Origin of the sequence: Micromonospora sp. MP36 (assembly GCF_008119785.1) — a bacterium.
Taxonomy (GTDB): domain Bacteria; phylum Actinomycetota; class Actinomycetes; order Mycobacteriales; family Micromonosporaceae; genus Micromonospora.
Genome location: NZ_VSFA01000121.1, coordinates 1 through 18359 on the forward strand (window position 1 = coordinate 1; position 18359 = coordinate 18359).

2 protein-coding genes and 2 pseudogenes are annotated in these 18359 nt (G+C 71.8%); all 4 read right to left on the bottom strand.

The genetic code is table 11. The features are described from left to right. Positions 1-15956, bottom strand: a pseudogene (locus FXF52_RS35970) (hypothetical protein); the annotation flags it as partial. Between the two features lie 144 nt (positions 15957-16100). After that, a complete protein-coding gene (locus FXF52_RS35975; RefSeq protein ID WP_148804110.1) occupies positions 16101-16430 on the bottom strand; it encodes a hypothetical protein in 330 nt (109 codons plus the stop codon). After that, positions 16427-16849: a YbaB/EbfC family nucleoid-associated protein gene (locus FXF52_RS35980; RefSeq protein WP_148804112.1), complete on the bottom strand. Its 423-nt coding sequence runs from the start codon at positions 16847-16849 to the stop codon at positions 16427-16429. Before FXF52_RS35980 ends, FXF52_RS35975 begins: the two co-directional genes overlap by 4 nt. Before the next feature lie 65 nt (positions 16850-16914). Further along, a pseudogene (locus tag FXF52_RS35985) lies at positions 16915-18359 on the bottom strand (hypothetical protein); the annotation flags it as partial.

The window sequence follows — 18359 nt, forward strand, 5'->3', positions numbered from 1 at the left end:
CCGGGGCGCACCTGCTCCGCAGCGGCCCAGTTGGCGACCCGCTGCCCGGACTCGAACATCGCGACGGCCGGCCCAGTTGCCGCAACGGCCGGCTCGCCAAGCTTGCCAGGCACCCCACCAAGCGACGACGCCGCCGCACCACCAGGCAACGACACATCACCGCGTACCGCACCGGCCACGTCCGCGGAAGGGTCTGGCTCGACCGGCGGGGTCGACGTCGACGTGGTCCGCGCTGCCATGTCCACGTGGCGCGCGAGGGCCGACGGGTCGCGCGGGTTGTCGGTCCCGTTCGGTGTCAGCACGATGTACCAGATGTCGTCCGGTCCCGCGTCCTCGCCGGCCCGGGCCTTGGCCCAGGTGCCGAGCATCTGCATGCTGCCGGTGTGGATCTGGTTGCGGGCGGGTTCGTACCAGTGCAGTTGCGTGGTGGGCAGGACCACGCCGGCGGCGGCCGTGGACCCGGCCACGGCCAGCACCCGGGTACCCGGGCGCTGGTCGGCCGGCAGGTCGCGGGTCGGCCTGCCCACGGTGAACCCGAGCCCGGGGGCGTCGTCCAGCAGGTCGGCCATCATCTCGGCACGCCGCTGCGGGGTGTACGCCAACCAGGCGGTGGCCATGTCGTCGGGGTGGCCGGTCTCCACCGGCCCGGCCGGCGGGGTGCCGGTGGGTGCCGGCCAGGCCGCGGTGTCCAGGCCACTGGCCAATGCTCGTAGGCCGGCGGCGTCGACCGGCGGAACGGCTTGGGTGAACCACCGGTGGGCCAGGTACCCCTGGTACCGGTTCAGGTGCTCCACCAGGGCGGCGACGGCCGCGGCGAAGTCGTGCCGCGACTCGATCTCCGCCTCGTGCAGGATCTTCAGCCGGGACTCCACATCGGGCCGGCCCCGGTGCGGGGCCAGAGCGGCCTGGAGGGGCGGCGGCAGCCGGCGCACGGCGTCGTCGAGGGTCTCCGGGCGGCCGGTGGCGTCCAGCCGCACCACCTCCCCGCCCGGGTAGGCGAGGTACGGCGGCTCGGCGGTGCTACCACCGTAGACCCGCAGTTCGACCGGGGTGTCCAGGCTCACGGCGAGGTCCCGGGCGAGCTGCACCCGGTCCAGTTCGTGTACGGCCGTCTCGTCCGCCGGGGCGGTCGCGGCGTTGTCGGCCTGTCTGGCTGGGTCGGTGCGCAGCACCACCCGCGCCGGGGGCGTGCCGCCGTGCTGGGTGCGTACCCGGCGGTCCAGTTCCTGGACGACGGACCGGCCGTGGCCGGATCCGGCGATGTCGGCCAGCGCGGCGTCGATGTCCATGACGGGGATGCCGCGCGGGGTCGGTGGGACCGGCAACGCCATCGCGTCGACCTGATGTTGCGCCGCGTCCCGGGCGGCCTCGCGGGCGGTCCTGGCCTCGTCGAGCACCCGGACGGTGTTGGTGTGCGCCTGCGCGGAGATGTCTCGGGCCCGGAACTCCTCCCCCGCGACCTCGACCTGCCGACGCAGGTCCGGCAGCTCCGAGCGGACCCGGTCGAGGTCCTGTCCGGCGTCCCGGAGGTCGCTGGTGGCTTTCTCCAGCGCCGTGCGGGCCTCGTCCAGTTCCCGCCGCGCCTGGTCAAGCTGTGCCTGGGCGGCGGCCCGCCGTGGCTCGTCCTGCCTGGTGGCGAGGTCGTCGACCGTCTGCCGGGCCGCTGACTCCAGCCCCTCTCGTCGCGTCACGTCCGCTTCGAGTTCCGGCATCGCACGGTTGAGGTGGTCGATGTTCTCCTCGAGCCGGGCACGTTCGCCCTCGGCGGTGGTGACGGCGGTCCTGGCGGCGTCGAGCGACTCCGCCGCGGCGTCCCGGGCACCCTGCGCGTCGCGTTCGTCCCGGCGGGCCTGGTCGAGGTCGTCGACGGCACGCTGGAGTTCCTGGGTGGCCTGCTGGAGGCGCTCCCGCGTCACCTGCCGCACCCGGGCAGCCTCGGCATCCGGGGCGGCCGGGGCCGGATCGGGATCCGGTGCCGTGGTGAACAGCCGATCGGCGAGGTGGCGCAGTGCCGGCCCACGGGTGCCGGTGGCGTTGGCAGCGAGGTTGCCGATCGTCTCGGCCCACTGTTGCCGCTGCGGCGCGGAGAGAGCCTGACGGGCGTCGCGCACCAGCGTGGTGACGGCGGTGTCGGGAACGTTCAGGCCGGCGAGGGTGTCGGCGGTGAGGTGCAGGATCGCCGCGTCGACGGCATCGACGGGGCCGTCGAGGGTGGCGGCCAGGTTGCCGAGGGCGGACACGGCGGCCGGGTCGGCCAGGTCCGGCCGGGCCAGCAGGTTGGTCAGCATCTCCTGCCGCCCGGTCGGCGCCCCCGGTGCCGGGGCAGGCACCGGGGCCGGGGTCCCGGCCGGTGCCGGGGTGGGTGGGGTGGGGCCGAGCAGGTATTGGTATCCGTCGTCGAGGTGGCCGTAGCGGGCCAGGGTGAGCAGCGCATCCCGGGCGGCGAGGTCGACGTCGTGGGGCAGTCTCGCCTGCCGGATCTGAAGGGCGCTGTGTGCCCGGTCGGAGAGCAGGTCCGTGCGGTGGTCGTTGAGGAAGGCGCGGGAGTCGCGCCAGTCGCCGATGGCGAGCCACCGGTCGAGGGAGGCGGATGCCGCAGGCATCGGATGATGCACGACGTGGGCGGGCGGTAGTGGGGTGTCCGCTGTCCCGGTCCAGGTGACGGCCGGTGCGGGTAGTGCCGGGATCAGGTCGGTGGGGGTGGAGGCGTCCCGCCACGCGTTGGCCAGGTCGGTGGCGGTCGTCCCGGACGCGGTCACCGCGGCGGCGACCTGGCTGGCGGCGTCCGGGGTCAGCTCGTGGAGCAGCTTGGCGACGTGTCGGTAGTGCATCCGTTCGATGACGCCGAGCGCGCCGAGTAGCGTCGCCACGTCCTGGCCGGCCGTGGGCAGCTCGGTCAGGGTTTGCAGGGTGTCCGGCCAGTTCTGTGGGGGGTTGATGGTCCACGCGGCGGAGGCGATGGCCCGGAAGGTGTCCAGTGCGCCGACGGCCGGGTCGAGGATGTCGGCCACGGCCCGCAGGATGCCCGCGTCGGAGACGGCCTCCCGTTCCGGCCCGGGTCGGGTGACCCGGGGGTCGGCGTCGACGAGGTCGGCCAGCGCCCGCAGCCCGGCCGGGACGGTCGGGTCGATCGGGTCGGTCGGGTCGGTGGGTGCCACCGCGGCCACCGCGTCGGCGAGCACGCGGTGCCGGGCCGCCGCGTCGGCGGCGTCGAGGTAGTCGAAGGCGGCCGTCAGTTGTCCGGCACGGATCGCGTCGAGCAGCGCACGATGCCGGTCGAGGACCGGATTCCCGGAAGGCGCCGGGGTCGTGTCGGGTGGGGTCGTGTCGGGTTGGGCCGGCGGGGCGGCCGGTGGTGTCGGGCGGGTCTGTTGCTGGTCTCGGGTCAGCCGTGCCGCGGTCGGGTCGGCGCGCAGCGCCTCGAGGTTGGCTTCCGCGAACTGTCGTGACGCCGCCCAGTTGCCGTCGTGGAGCAGCCAGCTCGTCAGCGCGTCGGGCTCGACGAGGGTGACGGCCTGCGCCCCGGCGAGTACGTCCTGGAACTGCTGGGCGTCGAGGGTCCGCTCGGCCGTTTCGAGGGCGAACGGGTCGTAGAGCCGGTAGGTGCCGTCGGCATCGACACGTGCCGCGGCGGCGCCCTGGGGGCGGGTGATCCACAGTCGGGTGCCGGGGCGCAGCGTGTCCGGCGCCTGGGGTAGTGGCCCGGTGGTGGTCCATCCCGGGGGCAGGGCGGGGGCCAGCAGCCGCCGTGCCTGACCGGCCCGCGTCTGCGGGGTGTCGGTGTCGTGCCGGGTGGTGTGGGCCGCGAGGGGGTTCGCCGATCGGGCGGGCAGGCCCTCGGTGATCCACTCGCGGGCGCGGTCGTCGGCGTCGGCGCGTGCCTGCCGGATGTGCGTCTCCAGCTCCAGGCCGAGCTCCGCGGCGGCGTCCATCTGCACCGGGGTACGCCCCAGCAGCTCCCGGTAGATCTCGCGTTGCCGCTGCAGGAGGATCCCGGCCGCGTCGGCCCGCAGCTTCAGATCACGATCCAGGCGGGAGGTCACCTCGGCGGTCGTGACCGGGGCGAACGTACCGTCCTGGCCCTCCCGCAGCTCGACGATCCAGCCCTGCGGGTCGATCCGGTACCGGCTGGCCGTGCCCTGGTCGTCGGTGACGGTCAGGTCGAGGTGGGTTTTCAGCTCGAACGCCACCACCCGGGCTACAGTGCGCGGGTCCTGGGCCAGCAGCTCCACTTCCTCCGGTGGCGTGACCGGCGCGGAGCCGGGCGGCTGCACCGCCCGTACCCGGTCGACGATCTCAGGGATCCGCTCGTTGAACTGCCGCACGTCGGTGGCGGGCAGCGCGGCGCCGACCGCGCGTTTGCCGACCTGGTTCTTCCAGCCGGTCAGCTCGGCGAGGTTGGCGGTGGCCTGCTGCGCGGGGCTGAGCCGCTGGAGGTGGCCCACCGCCCAGTCCAGCACCACCTCGTACCGGCGGCGGGCCTGCTCGGCGGCGCTGGCGGTGAGCCGCAGCGGGCTGACCGGGTCGTAGTGGTTGCCGATCTGGTCGCGGATCAGCAGGGCGGCGTGCTGGGGCGCCTGGTCGGGGTCGAAGGTGCCGGCCTCGATGATGCGGCCGGCCACCGGGGCGGCGGCCATGCCCGCCGGGGTGGCGCGTTGCAGCAGGCCCTCCAGACCGATCGTGGGCGCGTCGGCCGCCGGCGCGGGCCAGCCGGCCGGATTGTTCGCCTTCCAGTCGTGCGGTTCGGAGAGCGCGCGCAGGAGGTCGTGTACCTCGCCGGCGTGCATCTCGTGGAAACTCGTGCCGCTTATCCAACCGGTGCTGCGGGCGTCGTCGGCCGCGAACCGCTCCGGCCCGATCGGCGCCAGGCCGGCGTCGCGGTGGAACGCACTGTGCCGATGCGGGACCGCGACGAGACGGGATGAGGTGCGAATCTGGACCAGGTACGTATCGCCCTCCACCGTCTTGAGGTGGTCCTCGATACGCTTGGTGTTATCGAAGGTGGCACTGTGGCTGGCCGGCGCGGTCCGGTTCGCGCCGGTGGTGAACTTGCCGCTGACGGTCTTGTCTTCCTGCACACCGATGTCGGTCGCGCCGAGCGGCCTGGCGTACGACACCTCCCCGTCGAGGTTGGACCGCCACCGGTTACGCGACTGGCTGGCCGACGTGACGTGCAGGGACTTGTCGTATCGGCCGGTACCGGTGGTCTTGCCGAGCCTGCTGATGATCAGCACATCATGCAGTTCGACGAACAACCGCATGGCCACCCGGTTGTTGGACTCGCCCCCGACGAACAGGTGCGAGCCGAGCAGGAATCCGGAGTCGCGCAGCGCGTCGGACAGGAGGTTGTCGACGCTGAGCCGGGACAGCAGGCCGTCCAGCGCCATGCTGCCCCGGTAGGCCGGGTCGTTGGCGTGCGAGCCGAGCACCTTGGCCATGAGCTCCCGGGCGGCCGGGTAGAGGTCGTCGGCCATGACGCCGCTGACGTAGGCGTCGCCGGCCAGCTTCGGCAGCGCGCGCAGGTCCAGCCGCGGCGACCGGGGCATCGGGGTGGCCTCGGCCTGCCCCCGGGGGACCTTGAAGTCGATCCGCGCCTCGTAGTGATGGGTCTGCACCGGCTCCACCGGCGCGAGGGAGATCCAGTCGGCGAAACCGGCGGGCGCGTGGTGCAACGCCCGGTCCGTCGCGCTGCTCAGGGCCGTGATCATGTGGTTCAGCAGGTAGCTCGGCTGCCAGCCGTGCATGTGCAACCGGCTGAGCTCCAGGGAGATCTTGACCTTGCCCCTGGCCCGGTAGTGCCCCGACCAGTCGTAGGCGGTCCGTTCCCGGATGGTCTTCCTGCCGGCCTTGGCGCCGCGTGCCCCACCCGGCGCGAACGACAGCGACCCGGCGCCGGCCACCGGGCTGCCGTCGACTGAGAAGCCGAACTTGCCCGGCATGAGGTTCCAGCCCAGCGCCTTCCCAAGGATCTCAGCGGTTTCGTCGTAGAAGTGCGCATAGTTCTCGATGCCGTAAGCGTCTTCCCAGCCGGTGTACTGCGGCCGGCCGTCCAGGATGGCCGAGAGTTTCAACTTGAACACCTGGGCCGCCATCCGGCCCCGCTGGTGGACGAAGTAGAACGTCACGCCGTTGTACCGGTTCAGCATGTCGGCGAACACGATGTTGGCGCGCTGCCCGGCCAGCGTGGACTGCAGCGACTCGAGGCTGCCGGGCAGCGCGCCGACCACCGACTCGTCGGGGGAGAACATCAGCACGCCCCAGCTGGTCCCCGCCTCCGGCCAGTTGGCGTGGCTGGCCCCGAGCAGCCCGGGCCTGACGGTGTCCATCAGCGTCCGGACCGCGTCCAGCATGGTCGTGGTGGGGCGCGGCCCGCCGTCGGCCGGAGCCGGCCCGGTGAACAGCGCCACCTCGTCGACGCCCGCGTGGCCCAGCGTCCGGTCACCGGTACGGGTCAGGTAGGGCGGCATGGTCAGCGCGCTGAACGGGTTGACGTTCGGGTCCAGGACGATCCCGAAGTCGGCGGCGAACTGCCCGCGGCGGCGCGGGTCGAGCACCGCGCCGCGCTGGGCCAGGTCCACGTGCCGGTCGGCGAGCGTGTGCGCCCACGTCTGGATCCGGTGCTGGACCAGGTACGCGCCGAGGTCGGGCACCCCGGCGACGGTGCGGCCGCCCAGCTCGCCACGCCACCGGCTGAGCAGCCCGGCCACGGTGTTGCCGCTGAGCACCAGTTCACCGCGGGACCACCGGCCCATCGCGTCGAGCAGTTGCGAATCGCTGATCGGCAGCTTCCCGGCCGCGTACTGCGCCAGGGCCTCCGCCTCCGGCAGGATGAACAGCATCGTGCGGCCCTGCAGGTCGGCTCCGCGCGGCACGCTGATCTGGCTGACGACGAACCCGACCTGCTTGTGGAGGCCGGCGCGGACATTGATGTCGTAGGGCGCGACGAAGGCGTACCCCCGGCCGAAGGCCAGCTTGAGCATTTCCAGGCCGCCGACGCGCTTAATCTCGGCCATCTTGCTCTCGCTCACCTTCACGCCCGCCGATCCGCCGAAGCTGATGGTCAGCGGACCGAACTTGCGTTCGAGGCCGAAGTTGGGCAGGTTGAGCGCCTTGGCGAACGACTCGATGGCGGCGTTGCCGGCCTCGGCCAGGTACAGCTCGATCAGGCCGGTGACGTACTGGTCCGGGGTGGCGCCGACGAACTGCGCCCCCCCGATGTGGGACACGCCGATCGACATCGCGGCCTCGGTGTTCGCCACGAAACCGGGCTCGACCAGGGTGGTGGTGGCGTAATTGCCGTCCAGGATCTCCTTGAAGTTCGCCTCGACGGCGATCGGGTTGGCCACGGCGTCCACCGGCCCGGCCATCGGTCGGCCGGGCCGGGTCAGGTCCGGCGGCAACTGGTTGCGCACCGCGGTGCGCAGCCCGTGCGTGTCGAGGAAGTACACGACGCCCTGGTTGAGCACCGATGGTTCGGTGTCGACGGGGGCCACCTCGCTGAAGGTGGCCGGATCGGAGTTGAGGGGCAGCAGCGCGGCGCGCACGTTGCCGCGGACCGGCTCGGGCGAGGTGATCAGGGCGTCCCGGTCGCTGATCTCGACCGTCCAGAAGAAGTCGTACGGGAAGTTGAACAGCATCACCCGGCCGCCGTACTCCTTCAGCTCCGGGCGGTTGACGATGCGAGTCAACCGCTCGGCGGCGCCGACGTTGCGGCTCACCGACCCGCCGATAAGTCCGACGGAACGAAGCCACTCGACGCCCGGCGGCATCGCGACCCCCAGCCCGCCCTCCCCCGACCAGCCCTGGTTGCCGCTCGCGCCCTGGCCGGCGATGCCGAGCGCCATGGCGAGGGTGACCACGCTCAACTCGTCGGTGAGCCGGTCGAAGTGCACCGAGTTGCCGTCCGCGTCGACGTCCACGGTGATCCGGGGGACGGCGTGGATGGTCACCACGGCGGTTTGCATCACCCCGTTACGCCAACTGTGCAGGGTGACGGTCATCCCCGCTGGCCGCTCCGGGGCCGGCTCACCCTCCGGGGCGGCCGCCGGGGCCGGCTCGCCCTCCGGGGCCTCGGGGACGGCAGAGCCGCCCTGGGTGAGCGCGGGGAAGTGCGACTCCAGACCGTCGCCGCTCACCATCTTTCTGAGCAGGTTCAGGTTGTCGATCGCGGCGTCGGTGTCGGGGTGGACGACCTCGTCGTAGGCGTCCCGCGCTCCCTCGATCGCCCTGCCCAGCAGCGGCTGTTCCTCGGTGGGCGTACCCGGATCCGGGGTCGCCGGCCGGCTCTGCGCCGCATGCGCCCACGGCCGGTCCACGTCCGCGGGAAGGAACCCCTCGTCGGCCAGCACCTGCATGAGACCGGCGCGGATCTGCTGTACCGCCCGCTTGTCGACCTGCGGCAGGGACTGGCCCAGGCTGCCACTGCCCTCCAGAACGTGCCGGGGCACCAGGTTGCCGCCGGTGTCCTCCGGATGCGGGCCGACGTTGCGCAGCCGCTGCCGCCACTGGTCGTGCGGCACCCGCTGCGGCCGCCCGCCCGTGGCGGGAACCGGGGCCGGGACACCATCCGCCAGCCCGGGGATGGAATCGGGGCGGAAGGCGGCCGCGTCGACGCTGAACCCGTGGTCGTAGGCGTCCAGCTCGGACATCCGGACCACCGCCGACCCGTCCACCTCGGGCGTCCGCCGGTGCCCGTCCCGTGGCCGGCGCGAGGTGGCCACCTCGGCGTGCAATTTGAGCCGAGTCTCCCGACTGACCGTGTAACCGGTGTGCCGCTCGACCACCACGTTCAGCGACGCCCGGGTGACGCCACCACTGTCGTTGCTGGTCCAGCTCATCCCGGCGCGAGCGGAGACACCGAGCTTGGCCTTCTCCTTGTACACCTGCGGATCGTTCCAGCGCGTGGCCAACGGCAGATCGGCCGCGCCACCCACCGACAGCCCACCGGACTGCTGGACGGTGACTTCGCCGCCCTGCCCCACGATCCCGGTACGTACCTTCTCGATGTGGGCCTTGTCGCTGGCCTCGCCCAGCGGCACGCCCGCATCGCCCACCGGCGTGGAGTCACCGTCGCCGACGCCCACCTGCAGGGAGTCGCCGACCCGGCGGGCGTACACCCGGATGCTGGCGGCCGCGAACCCGCGGTCGTGCACGGTGAACTGGAAGCCCTGGGTCGACGCGCCGGCATCACCGTCCGCCGCCGGCGTACGCCGGTCGTTCACCGCCACGTCGAGGTGGACTTCCAGGTTCCACAGCTTGCGCTGCAGATCCTTACGCATCGGACTTTCGATGGACATGTCGAAGCCGTCGGCGCGCAGCTCGGCGATCAGGTGGTCGTACAACTCGTTCAGGCCGGTGATGTTGCTGGCGGAGAAGAGCTCCGGCAACCGGGTCAGGTTGTCCCGCATGTCGTCTGGCAGGTCGGCGACCACCTGCTCGCCAGCGGTCTTCAGCAGGTGGTTGGGGATCGCCACCAGCAGCGGGGCGGGCTGCTGACCGTCCGGTGGCTCCGGCAGGTCCAGCGCCTGCCACGGCTGCCCGTCGCCGCGCGTCTCGATCAACCACCCCGGCTCGGCGTACTCGTAGAACGTCGAATCCGCGCGGGTGTCCAGCACCCGGCCCTTCTCGGCGTCGACCAGGTGGGAGGTCTTCTGGTCGACCTTGTTGAGGGTGGCGTTGGCGCCGAGTCCCCCGTGGGTCGTCGGGCCGAGCGGCACGTCGACGTTGAAACCGCCGCGCAGCCGCACCGCTCGGGTGTTGGCGCCGTCCGCCTGGCTGTGCGCACCGGTCTGGAAAACACCCTGGGTGAACTGGTTGGCGTGGAAGTCGTCGCTGGCGCTCGTCCCACCCCCGGTGCCATCCGGCGACAACCCGGGCGTCTTCGTGTCGAACGAGCCGGCCGGGTTCGGGACGAGCCGCGGGCCGCCCGGTCGCAGCCGGGCGAGCACCTCCATGCCACCCAACGAGAACAGGTACCCGTCCTCGGAGACCACCTGCCGGTAGTTGTTGAGCAGCAGCTCGTGCAGCATTTCCCACTCGCTGGCCGGCACCGTGATGCCCCGCCGGGCCGCGTCGGCGCGCAGCCCCTGCTCGATGCGGTCCAGGTCCGGCAATTCCGCCTTGGGATCACCCAGCGCGAGCGCCCGCCGGTCCGGGTTGGCCGGCGGCGTCCACGCCTGCCCACCCGACCCGTCGGCGTCGGGTGCGGCCGGGCCGGCGCTGGCCTCGTTGCCGAAGACCCGGACATCCCGGTCGGCCTCGGGAACACCGGACAGCAGCCGGGCCGCCGCGTCGGCCACCTCGCGCGGGATGGGACCACCCCGAGACTGGACCACCACCGCCACCCCGGTCGCAGGGGCCGCCAGGGCGTCGGGGGACAGCATGTCCGGGCTGGTGCCGTTCTGGGCGAACAGGACGACCCCGGTGTGCTCCCGGACCGTCCAGCCGCGGTACACCTCGAACCCACCCGCGGCAGCCGGCCTCAAGCCCAGCGGCCCAGGCTGCCGAGGCGGCGCTGAACGCAGCGGCACCCGCCAGGCATGCGCGGCGGCCGGGAAGGTCTCCTGCCCCCGGGCGTCGATCGGGATCAGCTCGTCGACACCGGCCGGCTGCCGGCCCACCACGGAGACCGGCAGCACCAACTCCAGCCGCCCGCCGAACCGCTCCCGCAACCGGTCCGCCACCTGCGCAGCGGCGGCATCGGGCGGCGTGCCCGGGGCGCCGGCGGCCGGGGGCGCCACGAACACCTGGAGCGAATCGGCCCCCGGGGGAAGTGCCTGGCTCACGGCCTCCACGACGGCGACCGGGTCGCCGACCGACTCGTCCACCACCAGCCGGGGCCGGTCCGGGCTGGTCAGGTCGGACCAGTGCAGCGTCGTGGCACCGGCCGACGGCCGCGGACCGGTATGGGCGAGCACCCCACCCGGAACGTGACTCAACTGGACCCTGGCCGGCAGACCGGACACCTCCGACGGGACGACAGTACGCCGGTCCAGCCCCATCCCCGAGGTGATCAGGTGCGTCGGTGGCGCGGCCGGCATACCCCCGAAGATCCGACCCACCCGGTGACGCACCCCGGCAGGCAGCGGAGCCGCCCCCCAGCCCAGGAACACCGCCGGTTCGGCCAACCAGCCACCGGTGCCCGGCAGCAACCGCCGTACCCGGTCAAGTTCAGTCGCCGGCCCGATCCACAGATGGCTACCGCCGTCCCACACCACCCAACCGTCACCCAGCCCATACACCCCCGGTGACTGCTCGGTCAGCCCGTACGGGGCGGGCCGGGGCGGTACACCCGCGACCTCGGGCAGGAACAGATACCGCTCGGGCCGCCCACTGAAGAACGTCACCTCGCCGTTGGCGTCCAACGGGACGATCCGCGGACTGGGCGTCGGCCGGTCCCGCAGCGCCGACCGCGGCACCGACAACATGGCCTGCGGCCCCAGCCCCTGCGCGGTGACCTCCAGCGCCCGAGCCACGCCGACCGGCTGGTCCTGCGGCCAATGCAGGACAGCCATGGTGGCGTCCTGCGCCCGCAGCCCGGCCAGCGCGGCACCGAGGCTGTCCGGGTCGAGCACCGAGGAGTGCAGCAGGATGGCCGGGCCGGGGCCGGTCGGGGCCAACACCCGCGAGCTGATCGGGCCGGGCGCGATGCCCCCGTCGTGCAGCAGGACGCCGCCCACCGCACGCTGGAGCCGCAGGTTCTCCGGCAACCCCTTGGCCATCACGACCAGCGGCGCGTCCGCGGACGGAGCCGCCGGCCGGACAACCTGCTGCTGAGTGCCGTCGGCGGGCGGCGTCGGCGGTTGCGGGGTCGGGGCGACCTGCTGCGGGAGTACGGCCGACTGCTCAACCGCCGCAGGGGTTTCCGGTACGAGCGCGTCGAAGTGGTTGTCGACGCCCGGCCGCTCCGGGTCGGCCGTCACGCGGGCCAGACCGACCGGGGCGCCCCCGGCCGGGCCGTACCCGCCCACCGGCCGCACCCCGTCCGGGGCGACCTGGGAAATCTGCATCCCGGCACCGGTCGCATGCGCCAGCAACGGTGCCAGAAACTGGCCGGCCGGGGTGGCCGACAGGTTCGCCCAGTCGTTCACGGCAGCCTTCACCGCCGCCAGTTCCCCGGAGTCGAGCTGGCGATCGGGGTCAATCAACACCTCGAACAGGTGACGGCCGGCGTCCGCCGGATTCGCCTGTATCTCGTCGAGACGTGCCCGGAGAGCCGCCGGGTCCAGGAGACCGGCGTCCATCAGGTCAGCGAGACGCCGCAGCACCTGATCGGGGCTCAGCGCCGCCACATCCAGCTCGTGTTGCCGCCGGAAGGCACGCCGCTGCGCGGTCACGTCCGCCGGCAACCGACCCGCGTTCTCCTCCAGATAGCCCAACACGTGGCCCGGCAACAACTCGGCCACCCGACCAAGCTCGGACCCCTGCGGCACCCCGGTACGAACCGACTCGGCAACAGCGGCCCGCACCCTAACCGGATCGGACAGGAACGCCTGCAGATCGGCGGGCAGCCGCGTGCCCAGCGCGGTGCGGACCAGGGCCGGATTAGAGGCGATAAACGCGTACAGCAGGTCGAGACCGTCGCGGGGCACGCCGAACCGGACCAGGGGAAGCTCGGGGAAGATGCGCTCCGCCTGCATGGCTTGGGACGGGCCGCGTGGCGTGCTGGTGGAGGCGAGCAGGATGGCGCTGGGGTCGACGCGGGTCGTGGTGATCGGCCGCGGGTGTGCGGTGGTGCGGTCGGGCAAAAGGTCGGTGATGGTGGTGGGTCGCCCGGTGCTGTCGAACACGGCGATTCGGGTGCTCGATGCGAACAGGTGTCGGAGCCACGGGTCGCCTTCCGGATCGGACGGTTCGGGTCGGTCCTCGGCGCCGGGCACCAGGCCGTCGCGCACCTTGATGGTCGGTGGTCCGGATGGTTGTGGTTGGCTGTGGAGGGCGAACACGTGTTGTGGTTCGTTGGGTGGTGCGTCCCTGACCACGACCATCGATCCCGGTGCCGCTCGCAGGGCGGCGAGTACGTCCTCCGCTCTGACTCCGTCGGGGTGGGCGACGCGCTCGTCTGTCGCGCCGAGGATGTCCAGGAGTTGCGGCCAACTCCTGGTGGGTGCGGGTCGGCCGTCGGGTCCGATGATTCGGTCGTCGAGTACCCTCCGCTTGCCGGGCCGTCCGTACGCGGTGGTGTAGGCGTCGAGGGTGGCCTGCACACACCACAACCACGGGTCGCGGCTGTTGTCGGAGCCCACCGGTGTCTGATCGACCCAGTCGGCGACCCGCCGCGCGGACTCGGCCGCCGCGACCGCCTGCCCGGCCGCCGCGACCGCCGGCTCCGGTGCCGTGATGGCCGGCTCGCGGCGTCCGCCGTCCCGCGAAGAGGCGTCCCTGAACGGGTCCGTGTCCCTGAATTCACGCTTGGCCGCTTCACCATTGTCCGACTCGTCGAGCGACGAGACGCCACTGACCGCATCCCCGTCGTTGAAGTCGCGTTTGACCGGGTCGCGGCTGATCGACTCGTCCAGCGAGGAGAGGTGACTGACCGTCATGGTGTCGTTGGAGCTGCCCTCGCCGCTGAACACGCTGGAGACGGACGAGTCCCTGTCCGACGCCGCGTCGCTGGTGTTGTGGTGGTTCGGCGTGCCGTCGGTGCCGGGGGCAGCGTCACCTGGCACCGTACTGCGGGCACCAGCCGCATTCGGCGTGCCCGGCGCGCTGGGGGTGACCGGCACCCCGGACGTGCCCGGCGCGCTGGGGGTGACCGGCACGCTGGGGGTGACCGGCACCCCGGACGTGCCCGGCGCGCTGGGGGTGACCGGCACGCTGGGGGTGACCGGCGTGGCGCTGCCGGCGGCCTGGGCGAGTACCTGGTGGTATCTGTTGACCCAATCCCGCTTAAAGGGTTCGGCGAAAGTGTCGTGGTTGGCCGGATTGAGGCGGTACTTTTCGGCCAGCTTGTCGAACTGGGTTATTGCCAGGTGCTCAGGGCTCACCGGCACCGTCGGCACGTCGGTACGCCGGTTTGCCGGGGTGTCCACGGGGGACGGGATGGTGTGCGGTGCGATGGTGTCGGGAATGGTCGCGGCCGTGAAACGGGCGGGCAGGTCGGTGATCACCTGTCGGACCACGTTCGCCACGGCGTTGACCTGCGCGGCGTCGGGGCTGGCCACCACAGCGGGCAGCACGGCCGGCAGCACGGCCGGCAGCACGGAGGTACCGAGGATCGCATCGAGGCTTCGGTCCACCCGGTTCCGCACAGCGCTCTTGACCGCCTCGATCGCGGCGGCGGACGGTACCCCCGCCCCGGCGCCCCCCGGCGTGCCAGCGGCCGACGGCGTGCCAGCGGCGAGGTACCGGTCGATGTGGTATTGGGCGGCCAGGTGCGCGCCCGCGCCCAGCGCCTCCCGGTCGAACGCCGCCGGCAGCGCGGCGATCACCTGCTCCGACCGCACCTCGTCCGGGATCTGCTCGCCCGCGGACGCCAACGCCTCGGCCATCCGGGCCACCGCCCGCTCCCGGACACCCGTCGGATACCCCTCGGTGAGCGCGGTGTCGGGCAGACCGACCGCGGACAGGAAAGCCCGAACAGCGGGATCACCCTGCCGGGCGTCGACCCACTCGGCGAAAACCCGCTCGATCGGCACGGCAAGCGCGGCCATGCTCTTTTCCGCCTGAGCCACCCCGGCCAGCAGCCCACCGTAGCGGTCCACCAGTTCCTGCTGGAACCGTTGCCACTGCTCGACCACCGGCGCACCAGCTGCCGCGACCCACTCCGGCGCCGGCGCGGCCGGCATCGACCACGACACCGACCACGACGGCACCGACAGGTCCCTCGGCGTGGGCAGGTTCAGGTTCGGCGTGGGCGGCGTGGGCGGCGTGGGCAGGTTCGACGCCGGCAGCGGCGGGGTGGGCGGCGGGGTGGGCGGCAGGGCCTGCGTGCCGCTACCCACAGCCTTCGGATCGTCGACCCCGGTCTGGTCCCCCGTGGACGGGTCCACACCCGGTGTCGACACCACCGGCAGGACCGGCCTTCCGTCCGACGTGAGACCGATGTGAGGCACCTGCACCTGGGGCTGTTTCACCCCGCGACCGGCCGCGCGACCGGCCGCGGCCCCGGCCGCGGCCCCGAGCGATCCCATTACCCCCGAGGCCGCCCCGGAAGTAAGGTCCGCAGGGAGATTACTGAAGTCGTAGTACCCCTCGATCATCAAGCTGGCACCGATACCGAAGAGCCCCTCCCCGAGGGTCTCCGTCACCGGCCGCGTCAGCACATCGGTCAACAGAATCTTGGTGGCATCCGACACGCCCAGCTTGCTGACAGCGCCGGCGACAGCGCCGGCGACCTTACCCAACGCCGGCCCCGCCACCGTGCTGAGGAACGCCACCGCCCCCGCGAACGCCGCCTGCTTACCGACCACACCCCAGTTCACCCCGGACTGCAGACCGTCGGTCATCATCGACACCTCGGCCAGCAGCGCGGAACCCGGCATGAACAACATCTGCATAGCCGTGCCGCTCGCCGCCGACCGGACCAACGTCGAACGCAGGATCGTCTGGATGATCGACCGTGTCTGGGCGACGCGTGCCGCCGCCCCCACGGGATTCAAGAACCACATCGCGAAAATGCTGGCGAACTCGGCCATCATGAAACTGAACATGGCGACCGCCGTACGCTTGCCACGCTCCGTCTCGAGGAAGAACTTCTTCTCCGCCTCGATCACGGCGAGCAGCAGGCCGGCCGTCTCGGCCAGCTTCTTCACAAACGGAACGGTCTGGGCCACGAACCGGTCGAAGACCTCCCCCTCCCCCGCCTCCCCGACCGCCTTGATCGTCTGCTCCAGCAACGGAACCAGCACCGTACGCACCCGATGCTCCAGCACTTCGGCCGTGCCGATGTCATTCCACAACAGCGGCAGCTTCGCCCGGGACAACTTGAGCCCGGTGAAGCCTTCCAAAACCCGCAACGCACTCTCGTCGAGCTCAACGGTCGAAAAGGCGCCGGCCAACGCGCAACGCTCCTTCCCCGCCCCGAATCAGGGCACCCCGCGCGGAACAGTCAGCCGCGCTGACCGCCACCCCCGCTTCCGACCATCTCGTTCCAGTGCGGATCAGCCGCGGTAACCGCCGCCGATCTCCGGGACCGCCTCGGTGCTGGTTGCCTCCGTGTTGTCCCCGACTTGGTGATAAATGCCCACCTTCTCGCCCTGGAATCCGGCCGCGTTAGCCAGTTGGCCGAAGACCCCGAGCACCAGATCCCCGAGGAGGTACATCACGGCCGCGCGAACCAACTGGCTCTGCTCGTCGTCCCCCGCCCACCGGCACTGAAGGATCTCCTCCAGCGACATTGCCGTCCCAGTCAGCTCTTTCACGAACTCCTGCAGCAACTTCACCCGCTGGGCCAGGGCATCCCCGTTGAAGGTGATCACTTCTGCACTCATGACGCCGCCCGCCCACGCTGCCGGTCATCCTTGCCGGAAGCCAGGCCGATGATGCCCTCGAAAAGTTCCTCCATGCTCGTGGCCGACCGCGCGACGTCGCCGAGCCCGGCATGGTCAGCCAGCAACTTGGCGGTACCGGCCATCGTCTTCCGCTCGGCGCCCTCGCGAGCGGTACGCACCGTGGCCACGATCAGGTCGGCCAGCTCGGCCGGCGCGAGTCGCTGGTAGGCGTCCCCGTTGAAAGTGATCCGGGTCAGCTCGCCCTGCCCACCCACGGTCACCGACAGCAGCTTCTTCTTGTCCTCCACAGTGGTCTTCGACCGAGCCACGCGCCGGCGCACCCGGTCGGCCGCGGCCTCAGCCTCATCCAGGGCCGCCCGCATCTCGGCCAACAGTTCCTCGTCGCCCAACATGCTCATCCCATTACCTCCTTTGCCATCTCACGGCTGGCCGTGGCAGCCGGTTCACTTTGGCGAAACAATGTTCAACGGCCCCGGTACCGGCGGCGTTCGTCCGGGTTGCCGGGACGCTCGTCAGGCGTGTCGAACTCGTCGTCCTCGACCCGGGTGTCACGACCGCGCCGGCCAATCACCGCGGGCGCACAGTCGGGATCGGTACCCCAGACCTTCTCGTCCTCCTTCAGCCAGGTGCTGCGCTGGCGATCGCGGTCCTTCCCCTGATGGGGGGCGCCGCCCATGCCCGGCATCATGGGGGGCATGAACGGCATACCGCCCGAGCCAGGCTGCGGCATAGCAGCGCCGGCAACCGTGCCTGTGGGCACGCCGCCACCCGAGCCGGCCCCACCCGAGCCGGCCCCACCCGAACCGGCCCCACCCGGGCCGCCGACGGGCAGCCCCAACCTGTCCGGGCTCAGCGCCCCGGCCGAGCCGGACACGCCGGGCACCGACGACAGGCCGCCGGTACCGACCTGCACCCCAGGCATGTGCGGGAATACGGCCGCGCCGGGTTTGGTGACGTTGCCGAGCACCGGGGGAGTGATGCTCCCGCTCGCGCCCGGCGTGGGCAACACAGCCTTGCCGTCGACCGTGGTCGGGAACAAATTTCTGTCCACCGGCGCCGTCGGCCCGGTGTCAGGCCACTGCAGCTTGCCCGGCTCCCTCAGCCCCGGTACGGATCCGCCCCCGCCAGACTGCCCCGACGGGTTGGGCAGCCCGAGGTCCGCCCGCTGGGCGTCGCTGATCGGGATCCGGTCCAGCAGCCCGCCCTTCTGCAGCGCGGCAAGCTGATCCGGATTGAGCTGACCGAGCGTCTTCGTACCGTTCGGCGCCGCCAGACCGTTCTTTCGCAGGAAGGCGGCCTGCTCAGGACTGAGCGGCACGTTGTTCAACAGCCCGGACGAATCCAGCTGCCGCAACTGGGCCGGCGTCAGATCACCCAACGCCTGCGGCTCGGGCAGCCCGAGGTTTGCCCGCTGGGCGTCGGTGATCGGGGTCCGGTCCAGCAGCCCGCCCTTTTGCAGCGCGGCAAGCTGATCCGGATTGAGCTGACCGAGCGTCTTCGTACCGTTCGGCGCCGCCAGACCGTTCTTTCGCAGGTAGGCGGCCTGCTCAGGAGTGAGCGGCACGTTGTTCAACAGCCCGGCCGAATCCAGCTGCCGCAACTGGGCCGGCGTCAGATCACCCAACGCCTGCGGCTCGGGCAGCCCGAGTTTCGCCTGCGAACCGCTGGTCGGAAAGCGGCTGCCCGGGCCGCCGGTGAACGGATTGTCCACTCCGCCGCCAGCAGACGGCTTGACCGACTTGGAGACCAGATTTTGTGGAGAAAGAACGCCCGCGGCAGGTGGACCATCCGCGCCACCATTGGTGAACGGGTTATCCACACCGCCACCACCGGTAAAGGCACTACCCGGGTCACCATTGGTGAACGGATTATCCACACCGCCACCACCAACAAAGGCACCATCCGGGC